Annotated in this window: 14 protein-coding genes; 9 read left to right on the top strand and 5 right to left on the bottom strand. The window is 53.1% G+C overall.

Going from position 1 to position 16,489, the window contains the following annotated elements; genetic code table 11:
- Positions 1-292 precede the first annotated feature (292 nt).
- Entirely contained in the window at positions 293-1,597 is a 1,305-nt protein-coding gene (tig, locus tag AC6I8X_RS05015) for a trigger factor (protein ID WP_084873158.1), read from the bottom strand.
- A gap of 302 nt (positions 1,598-1,899) precedes the next feature.
- Entirely contained in the window at positions 1,900-2,214 is a 315-nt protein-coding gene (gene bolA / locus AC6I8X_RS05010) for a transcriptional regulator BolA (RefSeq protein ID WP_084873155.1), read from the bottom strand.
- Positions 2,215-2,484: 270 nt separating this feature from the next.
- Here bolA and AC6I8X_RS05005 point away from each other — a divergent pair, with 270 nt between their 5' ends.
- The 8 genes from AC6I8X_RS05005 to AC6I8X_RS04970 all read left to right on the top strand — a co-directional run bounded on the left by AC6I8X_RS05005 (position 2,485) and on the right by AC6I8X_RS04970 (position 11,288).
- Complete coding sequence (locus tag AC6I8X_RS05005) at positions 2,485-3,063, top strand: lipoprotein (protein ID WP_084873154.1); 579 nt, start codon at positions 2,485-2,487, stop codon at positions 3,061-3,063.
- A gap of 53 nt (positions 3,064-3,116) precedes the next feature.
- Positions 3,117-4,610, top strand: coding sequence for a muropeptide MFS transporter AmpG (gene ampG / locus AC6I8X_RS05000; protein ID WP_497840662.1), 1,494 nt, complete (start codon positions 3,117-3,119; stop codon positions 4,608-4,610).
- 436 nt (positions 4,611-5,046) lie between these two features.
- A complete protein-coding gene (gene cyoA, locus AC6I8X_RS04995; RefSeq protein ID WP_299456972.1) occupies positions 5,047-5,958 on the top strand; it encodes a cytochrome o ubiquinol oxidase subunit II in 912 nt (303 codons plus the stop codon).
- A 4-nt stretch (positions 5,959-5,962) separates the two neighbouring features.
- Positions 5,963-7,945, top strand: a complete 1,983-nt coding sequence (cyoB, locus tag AC6I8X_RS04990) for a cytochrome o ubiquinol oxidase subunit I (protein WP_299456974.1) — start codon at positions 5,963-5,965, stop codon at positions 7,943-7,945.
- Entirely contained in the window at positions 7,945-8,562 is a 618-nt protein-coding gene (locus tag AC6I8X_RS04985; protein ID WP_084873146.1) for a cytochrome o ubiquinol oxidase subunit III, read from the top strand. The genes cyoB and AC6I8X_RS04985 overlap by 1 nt, the downstream gene beginning before the upstream one ends.
- The gene (locus AC6I8X_RS04980; RefSeq protein ID WP_084873144.1) at positions 8,562-8,891 is read left to right on the top strand and encodes a cytochrome o ubiquinol oxidase subunit IV; all 330 of its coding nucleotides are present in this window, start codon (positions 8,562-8,564) and stop codon (positions 8,889-8,891) included. The genes AC6I8X_RS04985 and AC6I8X_RS04980 overlap by 1 nt, the downstream gene beginning before the upstream one ends.
- Positions 8,892-8,903: 12 nt before the next feature.
- Entirely contained in the window at positions 8,904-9,791 is an 888-nt protein-coding gene (gene cyoE / locus AC6I8X_RS04975; RefSeq protein ID WP_084878335.1) for a heme o synthase, read from the top strand.
- A 132-nt stretch (positions 9,792-9,923) separates the two neighbouring features.
- Positions 9,924-11,288 (top strand): MFS transporter, encoded by a 1,365-nt coding sequence (locus AC6I8X_RS04970; protein WP_313682185.1) that lies wholly within the window; start codon positions 9,924-9,926, stop codon positions 11,286-11,288.
- Between the two features lie 33 nt (positions 11,289-11,321).
- Here the strand turns inward: AC6I8X_RS04970 and adhP are convergent, their stop codons facing one another.
- Both adhP and exaC read right to left on the bottom strand, forming a co-directional pair.
- Positions 11,322-12,362 carry an alcohol dehydrogenase AdhP gene (adhP, locus tag AC6I8X_RS04965; protein ID WP_313682183.1) on the bottom strand — a complete coding sequence of 347 codons (1,041 nt, stop codon included), beginning with the start codon at positions 12,360-12,362 and terminating at the stop codon, positions 11,322-11,324.
- Positions 12,363-12,394: 32 nt separating this feature from the next.
- Positions 12,395-13,915, bottom strand: coding sequence for an acetaldehyde dehydrogenase ExaC (exaC, locus tag AC6I8X_RS04960; protein WP_313682181.1), 1,521 nt, complete (start codon positions 13,913-13,915; stop codon positions 12,395-12,397).
- Between the two features lie 290 nt (positions 13,916-14,205).
- Between exaC and AC6I8X_RS04955 the strand changes: the two genes are divergently transcribed.
- Positions 14,206-15,984, top strand: a complete 1,779-nt coding sequence (locus AC6I8X_RS04955) for a sigma-54-dependent Fis family transcriptional regulator (RefSeq protein WP_313682179.1) — start codon at positions 14,206-14,208, stop codon at positions 15,982-15,984.
- Here the strand turns inward: AC6I8X_RS04955 and AC6I8X_RS04950 are convergent.
- Positions 15,981-16,472 carry a YajQ family cyclic di-GMP-binding protein gene (locus AC6I8X_RS04950; RefSeq protein WP_084873131.1) on the bottom strand — a complete coding sequence of 164 codons (492 nt, stop codon included), beginning with the start codon at positions 16,470-16,472 and terminating at the stop codon, positions 15,981-15,983. The genes AC6I8X_RS04955 and AC6I8X_RS04950 overlap by 4 nt on opposite strands.
- Positions 16,473-16,489: the final 17 nt, after the last annotated feature.

Here is a 16,489-nt window from a genome sequence, read left to right as displayed (position 1 = left end):
TTACGTGAGGCGTGCGACGAAAACCATGCGCTGCCTCCTCACTCCGACACCAACAGGACGGTTAATCAGTCAGTTTCACTGTCTTCATGCATTCTCCCTGTATCTGGGGATGCTGCCCAGTTATTTCAAGCATAACAACCTTTTCCCTAATCGCTAACACGGAAAAAGAGCTTAGCGAATAATTTGCCGATTAATTAATCAAATAGAAGACAAATCCAGGGACTTTAGCGAAAAAAATAAAAAGCCCGCGACTTTTTGGTCGCGGGCTTCGCACTTCGTGTTAACTAACGAATCAGGCTGAAGCAGTCTGGTTCATCAGTTCCTGGAAGTTAGTCGCTTTGTCGGTAACTTTTGCTTTTTCCAGCACCGCTTCCACTGCTTGTTCTTCCAGCGCTACGTTGCGCATGTTGTTCATCAGCTCGTTGTTCTTGCTGTAGAACTCGATGACTTCCTGCGGATCTTCGTACGCAGAAGCCATCTCTTCGATCAGCGCTTTAACGCGAGTTTCATCAGCCTGCAGCTCGTTGGTGCGAATCACTTCGCCCAGCAGCAGACCCACAACAACGCGGCGTTTCGCCTGCTCTTCGAACAGCTCGCGCGGCAGTTCCAGCGCTTGCTTCTCGTTGCCACCGAAACGCTGAGCCGCCTGGCGACGCAGAACATCGATTTCGCTGTCGATCAGTGCAGCCGGCACGTCGATAGCATTGGCGTTAACCAGGCCGTCGATCGCCTGAGACTTCAGACGGTTACGGATTGCGCCTTTCAGCTCGCGCTCCATGTTCTTACGTACTTCAGTACGCAGACCCGCGACTGAACCATCTTCCACGCCGAAACGCTGGATGAATTCTTCGGTCAGTTCCGGCAGTTCGCGTACTTCAACTTTCTTCAGTACGATTTCGAACTTCGCGTCTTTACCTTTCAGGTTTTCCGCGTGGTAATCTTCCGGGAATTTCACGTCGATGGTGAAGGTTTCACCGGCTTTGTGACCCACAACGCCTTCTTCAAAGCCCGGGATCATGCGGCCCTGGCCCATGGCCAGAACGAAGTCAGAGGCTTTACCACCTTCGAACTCTTCGCCGTCAACAGAACCGGTGAAGTCGATGGTCGCGCGATCTTCAGCACCAGCGGCTGCATCGCTCTCTTTCCAGGTTGCCTGCTGCTTGCGCAGGGTTTCCAGCATGGTATCGACGTCAGCGTCGGTCACTTCAACAACCGGCTTTTCAACTTCGATGGTGTCGAGACCTTTCAGCTCAACTTCCGGATAGACTTCGAATTCAACCGTAAAGGTGAAGTCTTCACCCAGCTTGTATTCACCTGGAACGTAGTTCGGTGCACCAGCCGGATTAATTTTTTCTTTAATGATGGCGTCAACAAAGTTGCGCTGCATCAGATCGCCCAGCACGTCCTGGCGAACAGATGCACCGTAGCGCTGAGCTACGATCTGCATCGGCACTTTGCCTTTACGGAAACCATCGATACGGACTTTCTTCGCCACATCCACCAGTTCTTTCTTCACTGCGCTTTCGATGCTGTCAGCTGCAACAGTAATCGTAATGCGACGGCCCAGACCCTGAGTGGTTTCTACTGAAACTGTCATCTTGCTACCTCAAAAAATCACGTGCTCGGTCAACTTCAGACACCACACATATGAAATGCGCCGTATCCAACTAGCGGGAGGGCATCTGCTGACAGAACCTGTTCCCTGTTGTCAGAAGCTCCCGAAGACATTCCGGAAAAATAGACGCCGCATTATAGCGGCATCACCGGGGCGAGTCGAGGCTGCAAAGTCACCACTTTTAAACGGTTTTGCTGCTTTTTTGCGCCGCAGATCGCGTTTAGGAGTAAATAAGGAAGAGAAAACGGCCCGCAGGCCGTTTTATAGAGATTAAGTAAGAAAAATCAGGCGAGCGTACCAGCACCACGACAATTAGGGGAAGCCAGCACCGTGTCCTGTAAGCCATCCCACTCTTTTTGTGTGTAAGTATGCAGTGCCAGCGCATGTACGCCTCCTGCAAACTCTGCCGTTAGCTCACTGTAAATGGAGCGATGGCGGGCTAAAAAACGCTGGCCGGTAAAGCAGTCACTGACGATCACTACCTTAAAGTGACTTTCAGAACCAGCAGGCACGTTATGACGGTAGCTTTCATCATGCACTTCGAGGTGTGCAGGGTCGAATGCCTTACGCAGCTTTTCTTCTATTTCTTCGCGAATCATTGTTAACACTCCTCTACGGCGAGCGCTGTGCCTCATCTGTTTAAATATTAGTAGGTTTTTAACCATTTCCGCAGGGAAGCTGGAAAAAATAATGTGCGCTGCGCATCTTAACCTGCCTGCCACGCAGGTCAACGGGGGTTTATCTCAGTCAATCTGAAAAAAGCCTTTACAATCAATTTCCACTGGCGGAGGGCTTTTTTCGCTGTCACGCAATGCTATGATGGCCGCAGTTTTGCAAACCAACCTATATACCCGCTAACGAGAATGAGTATGTTGAAAAAACTGTTATTCCCTCTGCTGGCTGCATTTATTTTGGCCGGCTGCGCCAGCAATAATACGACGCTGAATATCGAACCAAAAATTCAGCTGCCACAGCAGGATCCGAGCCTGATGGGCGTGACCGTCAGCATCAATGGCGCCGATCAACGTAGCGATCAGGCACTGGCAAAAGTAAACCGCGACGGCCAGCTGGTCACCCTCACACCATCCCGTGACCTGCGTTTCCTGCTGCAGGAAGTGCTGGAGAAACAGATGACCGCACGTGGCTATATGGTTGGCCCGAATGGCGCGGTTGATCTGCAAATTGTGGTCAATGGTCTGTATGCCGATGTGACACAGGGCAACGTGCGTTACAGCATTACCACTAAAGCGGACATTTCTATTATTGCTACCGCGAAAAATGGTAACAAACAGATTAAAAACTACCGCCAGACCTACAGCGTAGAAGGCGCATTCACTGCGACCAACGACAAGATCACCAACGCGGTTAACTCCACGCTTGGCGACGTGATTGCTGATATGGCGCAGGACACCAGCGTACATAACTTCATCAAACAGAACGCCCGTTAATCTCGCCGTTCTTCGCCCGGCCTCCTCTGGCCGGGCTTCACTTCAGGTTGGCTATGACTTCTCACTATCTGCGCATTTTTACCCAACGTAACGCCGCCGTTTTACTGCTGCTGGGCTTCGCTTCCGGACTGCCACTGGCGTTAACTGCAGGGACATTGCAGGCATGGATGACCGTTGAGAACGTTGATCTGAAAACCATTGGTTTTTTCTCCCTTGTCGGCCAGGCCTATGTGTTCAAGTTCCTGTGGTCACCGATGATGGACCGTTACACCCCGCCTTTTCTTGGCCGTCGCCGTGGCTGGTTGCTGGTTACGCAACTGGCGCTCATCGGTGGCATTATCGCGATGGGCTATATGCAACCCTCACGCGATTTAACGCTGTTGGCGGCCCTTGCAGTGCTGGTCGCCTTCTGCTCCGCCTCACAGGATATTGTGTTTGATGCGTGGAAAACCGACGTTTTGCCACCCGAAGAGCGTGGCAGCGGCGCGGCAATTACCGTATTAGGTTATCGTCTGGCGATGCTGATTTCCGGCGGTCTCGCGCTGTGGCTGGCTGACCGTTATCTGGGCTGGCAGGCCACTTACTGGTTGATGGCCGGGCTGATGGTGCCTGGCCTGATCGCCACATTACTGGCAAAAGAGCCGGCGGCCCCGGCCAATGAGCCGCACAGCCTGCGTCAGGCGGTTTCGCTGCCGCTGAAAGACTTCTTCCTGCGCAACAATGCCTGGTTGCTCATCACGCTGATCATCCTTTATAAGCTGGGCGATGCGTTCGCAGCCTCACTCACCACCACGTTCCTGATCCGGGGCGTCGGTTTTAATGCAGGCGATGTCGGGCTGGTCAATAAAACCCTTGGTTTACTGGCCACCATCGTGGGTGCGCTGTATGGCGGCGTGTTAATGCAGCGCCTCAGCCTGTTCCGCGCGCTGATGATCTTTGGCGTGTTACAGGCGGTATCCAACTTTGCTTACTGGTTGCTGGCGGTTACTCCACCGCATTTGTGGAGCATGGCCAGCGCGGTATTTATCGAGAACCTGTGCGGTGGGATGGGCACGGCAGCCTTTGTCGCGCTGCTGATGACGCTCTGCAATAAATCCTTTTCCGCCACCCAGTTCGCCCTGCTCTCGGCACTTTCCGCCGTTGGCCGGGTATATGTCGGCCCTGCGGCTGGCTGGCTGGTTGAACTCTGGGGCTGGTCAACGTTTTACGCCTTTACGGTCTTCGCTGGCGTGCCGGGCCTGCTGCTGCTCTGGGTATGCCGTAACACGCTTCAGGCGATCCAGGAAAGTGGCGAATTTATCACCCGTAGCTATTGCCCGCAGGGGTATCGCTGGACCGTACGCCTGTTCAGCCTCGGATGTGCTTTGTTGGCTCTGTGGTTGCTGGCGCTGGCGCTCGGTGCCGCAGGAATCTGGCAAAGCGGGGATTTGGTCACACATCTGTTCGAAGCCGGAATGGCCCTGGCCTTAATCGCCGTGGCATTTGGGGTGACACTGGATTACCTGGCGCTGCGAAAACACCCGCGGATAAAACAGTATCAGTCTTAATCACTATATTGTCGTTGGCGAAATAATTGACGAAAAAATATCTGCGACTAATTTTAGTAGATAGCATTTTTTTGCAACGACAAAAAGAAACATTAAATTAACAATCGCAGAAAATATTAAAACCCGGTGAGCAATTATTTTGTAGCTTTCTTATCGCATAAATGATGCAAAATTGTTAAATAAATGGGTATTAAAAGTACGGTTTATGCTTTCCCTGTTTTTACTGCGGTTACTATCATTTGTTTTTGTTATATTAACGCCAACTACTTGTCTCTTTTAATAATTTGTCACCCTACGCAACATCTGTGACACCCTTAGCAAAAGGTGTCAACAGGCTCCTGACACATCCTTAAGCTGGTTTACACTGTATAAACCTTCCCGTAAAATGCGCGCACACTTAAACGACAATAGAGCCCTTTGTCATTGAGGTCGTTAAATGAGACTCAGGAAATACAATAAAAGTTTGGGGATTTTGTCATTAATTGCAGGCGCTGTATTACTCAGCGGCTGCGATAGTGCGTTGTTAAATCCCAAAGGACAGATTGCACTGGAGCAACGTTCGTTGATTCTGACAGCTTTCGGCTTGATGTTGATCGTCGTTATCCCCGCAGTCTTTATGGCGGTATTTTTTGCCTGGAAATATCGGGCGACCAATACCGAAGCGAAGTATAGCCCCAACTGGTCACACTCTAACAAAGTGGAAGCCGTGGTCTGGACCATTCCGATCCTGATCATTCTCTTCCTCGGCGTTCTGACCTGGAAATCAACCCACGCGCTGGAGCCGAGCAAACCGCTGGCCTCTGACGTGAAACCGGTTGAGATCGATGTCGTGGCGCTGGACTGGAAATGGCTGTTTATCTACCCGGAACAGGGTATTGCAACCGTTAACCAAATTGCCTTCCCGGCAAACACGCCAGTCAGCTTCAAAATTACTTCCAACTCCGTCATGAACTCCTTCTTTATTCCTACGCTGGGTAGCCAGATCTACGCGATGGCGGGCATGCAGACCAAACTGCACCTGATCGCCAACGAGCCGGGAATTTTCGACGGTATCTCTGCTAACTTCAGTGGTCGCGGTTTCTCTGGTATGAAGTTCAAAGCCATTGCCACCAAAGACGACGCGGAATTCCAGCAGTGGGTCGCCAAAGTTAAAGCGGCACCTGACACGCTGACCACCATGGATGATTTCGAGAAACTGGCTGCGCCAAGCGAAAATCACCCGGTGGAATATTTCTCAACAGCCAATCCAGAACTGTTCAAGCAAGTTATTGATAAGTTCAAGATGAGCCACGGGAAGATGGACATGCCTGCAGGCATGGACATGAGTCACGCCGGAGCCGAGGAATAATACGATGTTCGGAAAATTAACACTGGATGCAGTGCCGTATCATGAGCCGATTATCATGGTCACGGTTGCCGGTATCATCATAGGTGGTCTGGCTGTCATTGCAGCCATCACCTACTTTGGTAAATGGCAATATCTCTGGTCTGAATGGCTGACGTCAATCGACCATAAAAAACTGGGTGTCATGTACATCATCATGGCGTTTGTCATGCTGCTGCGCGGCTTCGCCGATGCGGTGATGATGCGTACCCAACAGGTTATGGCTTCCGCCGGGGAAGCAGGCATACTACCACCGCACCACTACGACCAGATCTTCACCGCCCACGGCGTGATCATGATCTTCTTCGTGGCGATGCCTTTCGTGGTCGGTCTGATGAACATCGCGGTACCGCTGCAAATCGGTGCACGTGACGTTGCCTTCCCGTTCCTGAACAACCTGAGCTTCTGGTTCACTGCGATCGGTGTGATCCTGGTTAACCTGTCGCTGGGTGTGGGCGAGTTCGCGCAGACTGGTTGGCTGGCCTATCCGCCGCTTTCGGGTGCGGAGTACAGTCCTGGCGTCGGGGTCGATTACTGGATCTGGAGTCTCCAGCTATCCGGTATCGGGACCACGCTGACCGGTATCAACTTCTTCGTGACCATTCTGAAGATGCGTGCGCCGGGCATGGACCTGTTCAAAATGCCGGTATTTACCTGGGCTTCCCTGTGTACTAACGTCCTGATCATCGCTGCGTTCCCGGTTCTGACCGTCACGCTGGCACTGTTGACCCTCGACCGTTACCTCGGCTTCCATTTCTTCACCAATGAAATGGGCGGTAACATGATGATGTACGTCAACCTGATTTGGGTCTGGGGTCACCCGGAAGTATACATCCTCGTTCTGCCGGTATTTGGTGTCTTCGCTGAAGTCACTGCGACCTTCTCGAAAAAGCGTCTGTTTGGTTACACCTCTCTGGTGTGGGCGACCATCGCGATTACCGTACTGTCGTTCATCGTTTGGCTGCACCACTTCTTCACCATGGGTGCGGGCGCGAACGTAAACGCCTTCTTCGGTATCATGACGATGATCATCGCGATTCCGACCGGCGTGAAAATCTTTAACTGGCTGTTCACCATGTATCAGGGTCGTGTCGAGTTCCACTCAGCAATGCTGTGGACTATCGGCTTCCTGGTCACCTTCTCTATCGGTGGTATGACAGGTGTTCTGCTGGCGGTACCGGGTGCGGACTTCGTCCTGCACAACAGCCTGTTCCTGATTGCGCACTTCCACAACGTCATCATCGGTGGTGTGGTATTCGGTTGTATGGCTGGCGTGACCTACTGGTTCCCGAAAGCCTTCGGCTTCACCCTGAACGAGACCTGGGGCAAACGTGCCTTCTGGTTCTGGATCATCGGCTTCTTCGTTGCGTTTATGCCGCTGTATGCGCTGGGCTTCATGGGTATGACCCGTCGTATCAGCCAGGACATCGATCCGCAGTTCCACTCACTGCTGGTGGTTGCCGCTTGCGGTGCTGCGCTGATTGCCTGTGGCATCCTGTGCCAGCTGATCATGTTCTACGTTTCTGTGCGTGACCGCGACCAGAACCGTGATCTGACCGGTGACCCGTGGGGTGGTCGTACGCTGGAGTGGGCAACCTCTTCACCGCCGCCGTTCTACAACTTTGCTGTAATCCCGCACGTTCACGAGCGCGATGCTTTCTGGGAAATGAAAGAGAAAGGCGAAGCGTATCAGCAGCCGGCTAAATATGAAGAAATTCATATGCCGAAAAACAGTGGTGCTGCCATTGTTATCGCTGCCTTCGGTACGATTTTCGGTTTCGCGGCTATCTGGCACATCTGGTGGCTGGTGGTTGTTGCCTTCCTGGGCATGATCATCTCCTGGATTGTGAAGAGTTTCGATGAAGACGTGGATTACTACGTACCGGTTGCGGAAATCGAGCAGATCGAGAAGAAGCACTTTGACGAAATCAGCAAAGCAGGTCTGAAATAATGTCAACTCAAACTGTGACGACACACCACCACGACGCCCATGCGGAGCATGGGCATCACGATGCAGGAGCCAATAAAGTCTTTGGTTTCTGGATCTACCTGATGAGTGACTGCATCATCTTCGCAACCCTGTTCGCGACTTATGCAGTCATGGTCAACAACACTGCCGGTGGCCCGGCAGGTAAAGATATCTTCGAACTGCCGTTTGTACTGGTAGAAACCGCGCTGCTGCTGCTGAGCTCCATTACCTACGGTATGGCAGTTATCGCGATGAACAACCAGAACAAGGGTGCGGTCATCAGCTGGCTGGCGTTGACCTTCCTGTTCGGTGCCGGATTTATCGGGATGGAAATCTATGAATTCCATCACCTGATCATGGAAGGCTTCGGTCCAGACCGTAGCGGCTTCCTGTCGGCATTCTTTACCCTGGTTGGTACGCACGGTCTGCACGTCACCTCTGGTCTGATCTGGATGGCCGTTCTGATGTTCCAGATCTCCAAACGTGGCCTGTCGGCGACTAACCGCACTCGTATCATGTGTCTGAGCCTGTTCTGGCACTTCCTCGATGTTGTGTGGATCTGCGTATTCACCATTGTTTATCTGATGGGGGCCATGTAATGAGTCATTCTGTAACTGACCATGGTGCATCTCACGGTAGCGTGAAGTCCTACATGATTGGCTTCATCCTGTCGATCATCCTGACGGCAATCCCATTCTGGATGGTGATGGATGGCAGCGCTTCTCACGGCACCATTCTGGGTGTGGTTCTGGTGTGTGCGGTGGTTCAGGTGCTGGTGCATCTGGTTTACTTCCTGCATCTGGACAGCAAATCTGAGGGTGGCTGGAACATGGTGGCCATTGTCTTTGCGGCAGTTATTATCCTGATTGTCGTCGTAGGCTCACTGTGGATTATGTGGAACCTCAACTACAACATGATGGTCCACTAAGAGTCGCTCATGATGATTAAGCAATACCTGCAAGTAACAAAACCAGGAATTATTTTCGGCAATTTAATTTCTGTGATCGGTGGATTCCTGCTGGCCTCCAAAGGCAGCATTGATTACACCCTGTTCCTCATCTCACTGGTTGGTGTATCGCTGGTCGTTGCATCAGGTTGTGTTTTCAACAACGTGATTGACCGCGATATCGATATCAAGATGGAGAGAACGCGGAATCGAGTGCTGGTGAAAGGCCTGATCTCGGCGAAAGTAAGCCTGGTTTATGCAACCGCATTAGGTATTGCTGGCTTTGCGTTGCTTTATTTCGGAGCTAACCCGCTGGCCATGTGGCTGGCGGTGCTGGGCTTCGTGGTATACGTCGGCATTTACAGCCTCTACATGAAGCGTAATTCAGTCTACGGTACGCTGATTGGTAGCCTTTCCGGCGCAATGCCGCCGGTGATTGGCTACTGCGCGGTGACCAACGAGTTTGATGCTGGCGCGCTGATTCTGCTGGCGATCTTTAGCCTGTGGCAGATGCCGCATTCCTATGCGATTGCCATCTTCCGCTTTAAAGATTACCAGGCAGCGAATATCCCGGTTCTGCCGGTAGTGAAAGGCATTTCAGTGGCGAAGAATCATATTACGCTGTATATCCTGGCGTTTATGATTGCCACCCTGATGCTTTCGCTGGGCGGTTACGCTGGCTACAAATATCTGGTGGTTGCTGCGGCAGTGAGTGTCTGGTGGCTTGGGATGGCACTTTCAGGTTACAAAACCTCAAACGACAAAGTTTGGGCGCGTAAACTGTTTGTGTTCTCCATTGTTGCTGTCACTGCATTGAGCGTAATGATGTCGGTGGACTTTATGACCCCGGCGTCAAAAGACCTGCTGACTTACGTCTGGTAATTTAGCTCCGCAAATCCATGAAAGGGCGCGAATTTCGCGCCCTTTCTTTTTGTTACCATCGCTTAAAAACAATTGTTTTACCCGCCCTGCCCTGCTCCCTAAAATAAGTGCAGCAAACTTACAGAGGTTGGAATGAACGACAATAAAATGACTCCAGTAGAGCTGCGCGCTACATGGGGCTTAGGTACGGTTTTTTCCCTGCGTATGCTGGGAATGTTTATGGTGCTGCCGGTACTCACCACTTATGGCATGGCGTTACAGGGTGCCAGTGAAACGTTGATTGGTCTGGCAATTGGTATTTATGGCCTGGCACAGGCGGTTTTTCAGATCCCTTTTGGCTTACTCTCCGACCGTATCGGTCGTAAGCCGCTGATCGTCGGCGGCCTGCTGCTGTTTGTACTGGGTAGCGTGATTGCTGCTACGACCACATCCATCTGGGGTGTCATTCTTGGCCGTGCATTGCAAGGTTCGGGTGCCATCGCGGCTGCGGTGATGGCCCTGCTGTCTGACCTCACCCGCGAACAGAATCGCACCAAAGCGATGGCCTTTATCGGCATCAGCTTTGGCGTCACCTTCGCCATCGCTATGGTGATTGGCCCGATCGTGACCCATGCACTGGGTCTGCACGCACTGTTCTGGATGATTGCCATTCTTGCCAGCCTTGGCATTGTCATTACTTTGCTGGTGGTACCCCATGCGCCGCATCATGTGCTGAACCGTGAATCCGGGATGGTGAAAGGCAGCATTCGTGCGGTATTAACCAACACCCGGTTGGTGAAACTCAATATCGGCATTCTGTGTCTGCATATTCTGCTGATGTCGAGCTTTGTAGCCTTGCCGGGTCAGTTTGAGCAGGCTGGCCTGCCAGCCTCTGAGCACTGGAAGGTTTATCTGGTGACCATGCTGATCTCCTTCGTCAGCGTGATTCCGTTCATCATTTATGCCGAAGCGAAACGCCGCATGAAGCGCGTCTTCGTCAGTTGCGTCGCCTTAATTGTCATCGCTGAAATCGTGCTATGGGGTGCAGGCAATCACTTCTGGACGCTGGTGATTGGCGTGCAACTGTTCTTCCTCGCCTTTAACCTGATGGAAGCGATTCTGCCGTCATTGATCAGCAAAGAGTCGCCGCCGGGTTACAAAGGCACCGCGATGGGTATCTACTCCACCAGCCAGTTCCTTGGAGTGGCGATTGGCGGCAGCATGGGCGGTTGGGTATTTGGTCATTTTGACGCACAAACGGTGTTTCTGGTCGGCGCGGTGGTGGCAGCCATCTGGTTATTCGTCAGTATGTCCATGCAGGAACCGCCCTACGTCAGCAGCCTGCGTCTGGTACTGAGCGATGCGGTGCTGGCGGTGCCGAACCTGGAAAAACGTCTGAAAGCACAGCCGGGCGTTGCCTCGGTGTTTATCGTGCCGGAAGAGAAAAGTGCTTATATCAAGATAGACAGCAAGGTGACGAGCCGCGTCGAACTGGAAGCGCTGCTCGCCAGCAGTTAAAACCAAGCCCGACCTTTGCGTCGGGCTTGTTGTTTACAGCGACATATCTACCACGATACGCCCTTCGATTTTACCCGCATGCATACGCGCAAAGATGTCGTTGATGTTGACCAGCGGCTCCACGGCGACATTGGCTTTCACCTTGTGGCGACCAGCAAAATCGAGCGCTTCCTGCAAATCTTTACGGGTACCAACGATCGAACCGCGCACCGTAATGCCGTCCAGCACCATATCAAAGATCGACAGATCAAACTTGCCCGGTGGCAGACCATTCAGCACCATGGTACCGCCGCGACGCATGGTCCCCAGCGCCTGTTCAAACGCTTTAGGCGACACCGCCGTCACCAGCACACCATGCGCACCGCCAAAGCTTTCATGGAACACTTTGGCCGGATCGACATTTTTCGCATTGGCAACCACGCTGGCACCAAGGCGTTTCGCAAACGCCAGCTTCTCGTCATCAATATCGACAGCGGCAACATTCAGCCCCATGGCTACCGCGTACTGAACCGCCATATGCCCCAGCCCGCCGATACCGGAAATCACCACCCAGTCACCCGGCTTGGTATCGGTCATTTTCAGCCCTTTGTACACCGTCACACCAGCACATAAAATCGGCGCGATTTCATTGAATTCGATGTTATCAGGCAGGATACCAACGTAGTTTGCATCCGCGAGGCAATATTCAGCAAAGCTGCCATTAACCGAGTAGCCCGCGTTTTGCTGCGACAGACACAGCGTTTCCCAACTATCAAGGCAGTATTCGCAATGGCCGCAAGCCGAGTAGAGCCAGGGCACACCGACACGATCGCCCATTTTCAGATGTTTCACGCCCTCACCTAACGCCACGATTTGACCAACGCCTTCATGGCCAGGAATAAACGGCGGATTCGGTTTGATGGGCCAGTCACCTTCGGCAGCATGCAGGTCGGTATGGCAAACCCCGGTGGCGGCGATTTTAACCAGCACCTGGCCCGGTCCAACGGACGGTACCGGCACGTCTTCAATCACCAATGGTTCACCGAATGATTTCACAACTGCCGCTTTCATCGTGCTTTTGATCTTCATAGTCATCAATTCACTCTCCAAAAGGGTCTGATGTGGGCCTAAAAGAGGCCCAGTGGTGCGATGTCATAGCTAACAAGCAGGTTTTTGGTTTGCTGATAGGCGTTAAGCGCCATCTTATGGGTTTCGCGCCCCACCCCGGATTGCTTGTAACCGCCAAAAGCAGCGTGCGCCGGGTAGATGTGGTAGCAGTTGGTCCAGACGCGACCGGCTTTAATACTACGCCCCATGCGATAAGCCAGATTAGTGTTTCGTGTCCAGACGCCCGCACCGAGGCCAAATTGCGTCTGGTTAGCAATTTCCAGTGCTTCCGCTTCGTCTTTGAAGGTAGTGACACCAATCACTGGCCCAAAGATCTCCTCCTGGAAGCAACGCATCTGGTTGTCACCTTTGATCAACGTCGGCTGAATGTAGAAGCCGTTATCAAGTGCAGGCGCAATGCTGGCACGTTCACCACCGGTCAGGATCTGGCCGCCTTCCTGACGCGCTATATCAATATAGGAGAGAATCTTATCGAACTGCTGACGGGAAGCCTGGGCACCGATCATAGTTTCGGTATCCAGCGGATCGCCGCGGCGAATCGTGGCGATCTTCGCCATCACGCGCTCCATAAAGGGGGCATAAATCGATTCATGGATCAGGGCGCGTGACGGGCAGGTACAGACTTCGCCCTGGTTAAAGAAACCCAGCACCAGTCCTTCCACTGCTTTCTCGATAAATTCCGGTTCACCGTCCATCACATCGGCAAAATAGATGTTGGGTGACTTACCGCCCAGCTCCACGGTACAGGGAATAATGTTCTCCGCTGCACAGGCCATGATATGACGGCCCACCGGTGTCGAGCCGGTAAAGGCGATTTTGGCGATGCGTTTACTGGTCGCCAGCGCTTCACCGGCTTCGCGGCCAAAGCCCTGCACCACGTTAAGCACACCTGCCGGGAACAAATCGCCAATTAACTCCAGCAGCAGCGTAATACCCAGCGGGGTCTGCTCAGCCGGTTTCAATACCACGCAGTTACCCGCCGCCAGCGCAGGAGCCAGTTTCCACGCTGCCATCAGCAGTGGGAAGTTCCACGGGATAATTTGCCCGACCACGCCCAATGGCTCGTGGAAATGATAGGCAACGGTATGTTCATCAATCTCTGCCGTGCTGCCTTCCTGCGCCCGCAGGCAACCCGCGAAATAGCGGAAGTGGTCAGCTGCCAGCGGTAGATCAGCATTCAGGGTTTCACGGATGGGCTTACCGTTATCCCAACTTTCGGCAACGGCCAGCATTTCCAGATTGGCTTCAATCCGGTCGGCCACCTGTAACAGCAGGTTAGCACGGTGCTGGGCACTGGTTTTTCCCCAGGCGTCGGCGGCCTGATGAGCAGCGTCCAGTGCTAAGTCGATATCACGCGCGTCCGAACGAGGGAACTGCGCAATATCGCTGCCATCAACTGGCGAGGTGTTGGTGAAGTACTGGCCGCTCAGCGGCTCTGTGAATTTGCCCGCAATGTAGTTGCCGTAAGTCGCTTTAAAAGAAACCAAAGCACCGGGCGTACCGGGATGTGCATAACGCATCGCAAACTCCTTAATGTAGGGTCAGATGTTCTGGAGCTGGCAGCGGCAACCTGAGGGTCACAGGTTGAACAGCCCGCTGCCGGATAGGTTATTGCACCAGGCGTGCCAGTTTTTTTTAGTTGGCGATAATCTAAAAAATGATAATGTTAATCAGTCGTTTATAAATGGATTACCCCTGACGAGCGCATGGGATAGTGCGGTAAAAATCGCCATCTGTGTTGCATATCGCAACACCAAAAAAACCAAATAGCTACAATGTCGCAACACTTTGCTAAGGCATGAGGTTACCAATGCAGGGAAATTCATCCGTCGCGATTGCACCAGCCGTAGATTCCACTCCGCTTCTGAGCGATTCCTGGTTCCGCAGCCAGCTTTACGGTCTTGATCGCACCGCTGATGATTTTCCCCGTGTACGCCAGGGCGAACTGGCAGACCTGCTGGCGAATAATCTTGGGTTACAGCAGTTTGCCCAGCCAGTGATCAAACAGCTGGCGCAAAAGATGGCAGAACTGCAATCGGTTGTGATTCTCTCCGATGCCAGTGGCATGGTGCTCCATACCTTTGGCGATATGCAGTCGATGGAAAAAGCACAACGTTATGCGCTGGCGCCCGGCAATTTATGGAGCGAATGCGGACGCGGCACCAATGCCATCGGTACCGCGCTGGCGATTGACGACGGCTGCGAAATCGATGGTCATCAGCATTTCCTGACGCGCAATCAGGGGCTGTACTGCGCCGCCATGCCGTTGCAGATGCCCAATGGTCAGATTGCGGGCGTGCTGGATATCTCCGGCCCGGCCCACTTCCCTCACCCGCAAACCTTTAGTTGGGTAAAAGCTGCCGCGAAACAAATTGAGTATCTGTGGGTGAAGCAGAGTCTGCATCCACAGCAGTGGCTGATGAGCCTGCATCGCGAACCGCAGGGCATTGATACCAGCGACGAGCTGCTGCTGGTGTTTTCCGATAATGTATTGATGGCAGCTAATCGCCTGGCAATGCGGGAACTGGCACTCAGCGCTGAGCAGCTCGGTTGTCTGACTTTCCAGCAACTGTTCCCGCAGCAAGAGCAGGCAGCCAACACCATCCCGCTGCCACTGCATTATGGCGCGCAAGCCTGGTATTTCCGTCTGCGCGCACCGCATCGCACCCATTTTGCTACCCCAGCCGATCCGCACAGCGACCTGCCCTTCTCGCTACGTCGTGACGGCGAAAAAATGGTGCGTCTGCTAAATGCCGGGGTTTCATTGTGTATTCACGGTGAAACCGGCAGCGGCAAAGAGTATGTCAGCCGGGCATTGCATCAGCAGAGCCGCTGGCGTGAGGGTAAATTTGTCGCCATTAACTGTGCCGCCATCCCCGAATCGCTGATTGAGTCCGAATTGTTTGGCTATCAGCCGGGTGCCTTCACCGGTGCAGGTAAAAATGGCTACATCGGTAAGATCCGTGAAGCCGATGGGGGCGTGCTGTTCCTCGATGAAATTGGCGATATGCCGCTGGCACTGCAAACCCGTCTGCTGCGGGTATTGCAGGAAAAAGAGGTAGCGCCGCTGGGCTCCAGCCGCAGCTGGCCGGTAAACTTTGCGGTGATTTGTGCCACCCACCGCGATCTGGCGCAACGCGTTGCTGAAGGTGAGTTCCGGGAAGATTTACTTTATCGCCTGCAGGAATTCTCGATGACCATCCCGCCGTTGCGTGAATGGCCGGATCTCACCGGCTTCATTCACCGCCTGTGGCTTGAGCTGGGGGGCGGAGAACGCGACATCCAGCTGGCACCCGCGTTACTGGCTTCCCTGGCACAGCTTCCCTGGCCGGGCAATGTGCGTCAGCTACGCAGCCTGCTGCGCGTGTTACTTGCGCTGGCGGATGAAGGGGAAGAAGTCAGTGAAGTACATTTGCCAGCCGAATACCGCAGGGCGGCCCCGGTAGCTGAGGACAGGCAAAGTCATGATGAACGGCTGATCGCCGCAACGTTGCAACGCTTTAACGGCAATATCAGCAAAACCGCCGAGGCGTTAGGTGTCGCGCGCAGCACGCTCTATCGCCGTGCTGCACGCGACAAACGCGATTAATCGCGGAAGTTTTTGAACTGGAAAGGCTGGCCGAGGTTGCCGCCGCGCACCAGTGCCATAGCGCCTTGTAGATCGTCACGCGACTTACCGGTCACGCGCAGTTCATCACCCTGAATCTGGGTCTGCACTTTGAGTTTGCTGTCTTTAATCAGCTTGACCAGCTTCTTCGCCACGTCGCTTTCGATGCCTTTTTTCAGTTTGGCTTCGACGCTCCAGCTTTTGCCGCTGTGCTCGATCTCTTCCGGGACGTCAATCGCTGCCCCTTCAATCCCGCGCTTCAGCAGTTTTTCTCTTAAAATATCCACCAGCTGTTTGACCTGAAAATCAGACTCCGTGGTGATTTTGATGGTCTCATTCTTTTCGTTCAGCTCAATGCTGGCGCTGACGTTGCGGAAATCAAAACGGGTAGACAGTTCACGGCTGGCATTTTCCACCGCATTACGGACTTCCTGCAATTCGACTTCGGAAACGATATCGAAAGATGGCATCTTGTCTTCTCCTGACG

Source organism: Pantoea sp. X-Soil-TKNS-1280 (assembly GCF_059730475.1).
The sequence above is the reverse complement of the archived record's forward strand: the minus strand, read 5'-3'. Positions and strand labels throughout refer to the sequence as shown.

Bases quoted from the DNA above. Each gene is read 5' to 3' on its own strand.
- AC6I8X_RS04985 (WP_084873146.1), top strand. From the start codon at position 7,945: ATGTCAACTCAAACTGTGACGACACACCACCACGACGCCCATGCGGAG.
- bolA (WP_084873155.1), bottom strand. From the start codon at position 2,214: ATGATTCGCGAAGAAATAGAAGAAAAGCTGCGTAAGGCATTCGACCCT.
- tig (WP_084873158.1), bottom strand. From the start codon at position 1,597: ATGACAGTTTCAGTAGAAACCACTCAGGGTCTGGGCCGTCGCATTACG.
- AC6I8X_RS04970 (WP_313682185.1), top strand. From the start codon at position 9,924: ATGAACGACAATAAAATGACTCCAGTAGAGCTGCGCGCTACATGGGGC.
- AC6I8X_RS05005 (WP_084873154.1), top strand. From the start codon at position 2,485: ATGTTGAAAAAACTGTTATTCCCTCTGCTGGCTGCATTTATTTTGGCC.
- cyoA (WP_299456972.1), top strand. From the start codon at position 5,047: ATGAGACTCAGGAAATACAATAAAAGTTTGGGGATTTTGTCATTAATT.
- exaC (WP_313682181.1), bottom strand. From the start codon at position 13,915: ATGCGTTATGCACATCCCGGTACGCCCGGTGCTTTGGTTTCTTTTAAA.
- adhP (WP_313682183.1), bottom strand. From the start codon at position 12,362: ATGACTATGAAGATCAAAAGCACGATGAAAGCGGCAGTTGTGAAATCA.
- AC6I8X_RS04955 (WP_313682179.1), top strand. From the start codon at position 14,206: ATGCAGGGAAATTCATCCGTCGCGATTGCACCAGCCGTAGATTCCACT.
- cyoB (WP_299456974.1), top strand. From the start codon at position 5,963: ATGTTCGGAAAATTAACACTGGATGCAGTGCCGTATCATGAGCCGATT.
- AC6I8X_RS04980 (WP_084873144.1), top strand. From the start codon at position 8,562: ATGAGTCATTCTGTAACTGACCATGGTGCATCTCACGGTAGCGTGAAG.
- cyoE (WP_084878335.1), top strand. From the start codon at position 8,904: ATGATTAAGCAATACCTGCAAGTAACAAAACCAGGAATTATTTTCGGC.
- AC6I8X_RS04950 (WP_084873131.1), bottom strand. From the start codon at position 16,472: ATGCCATCTTTCGATATCGTTTCCGAAGTCGAATTGCAGGAAGTCCGT.
- ampG (WP_497840662.1), top strand. From the start codon at position 3,117: ATGACTTCTCACTATCTGCGCATTTTTACCCAACGTAACGCCGCCGTT.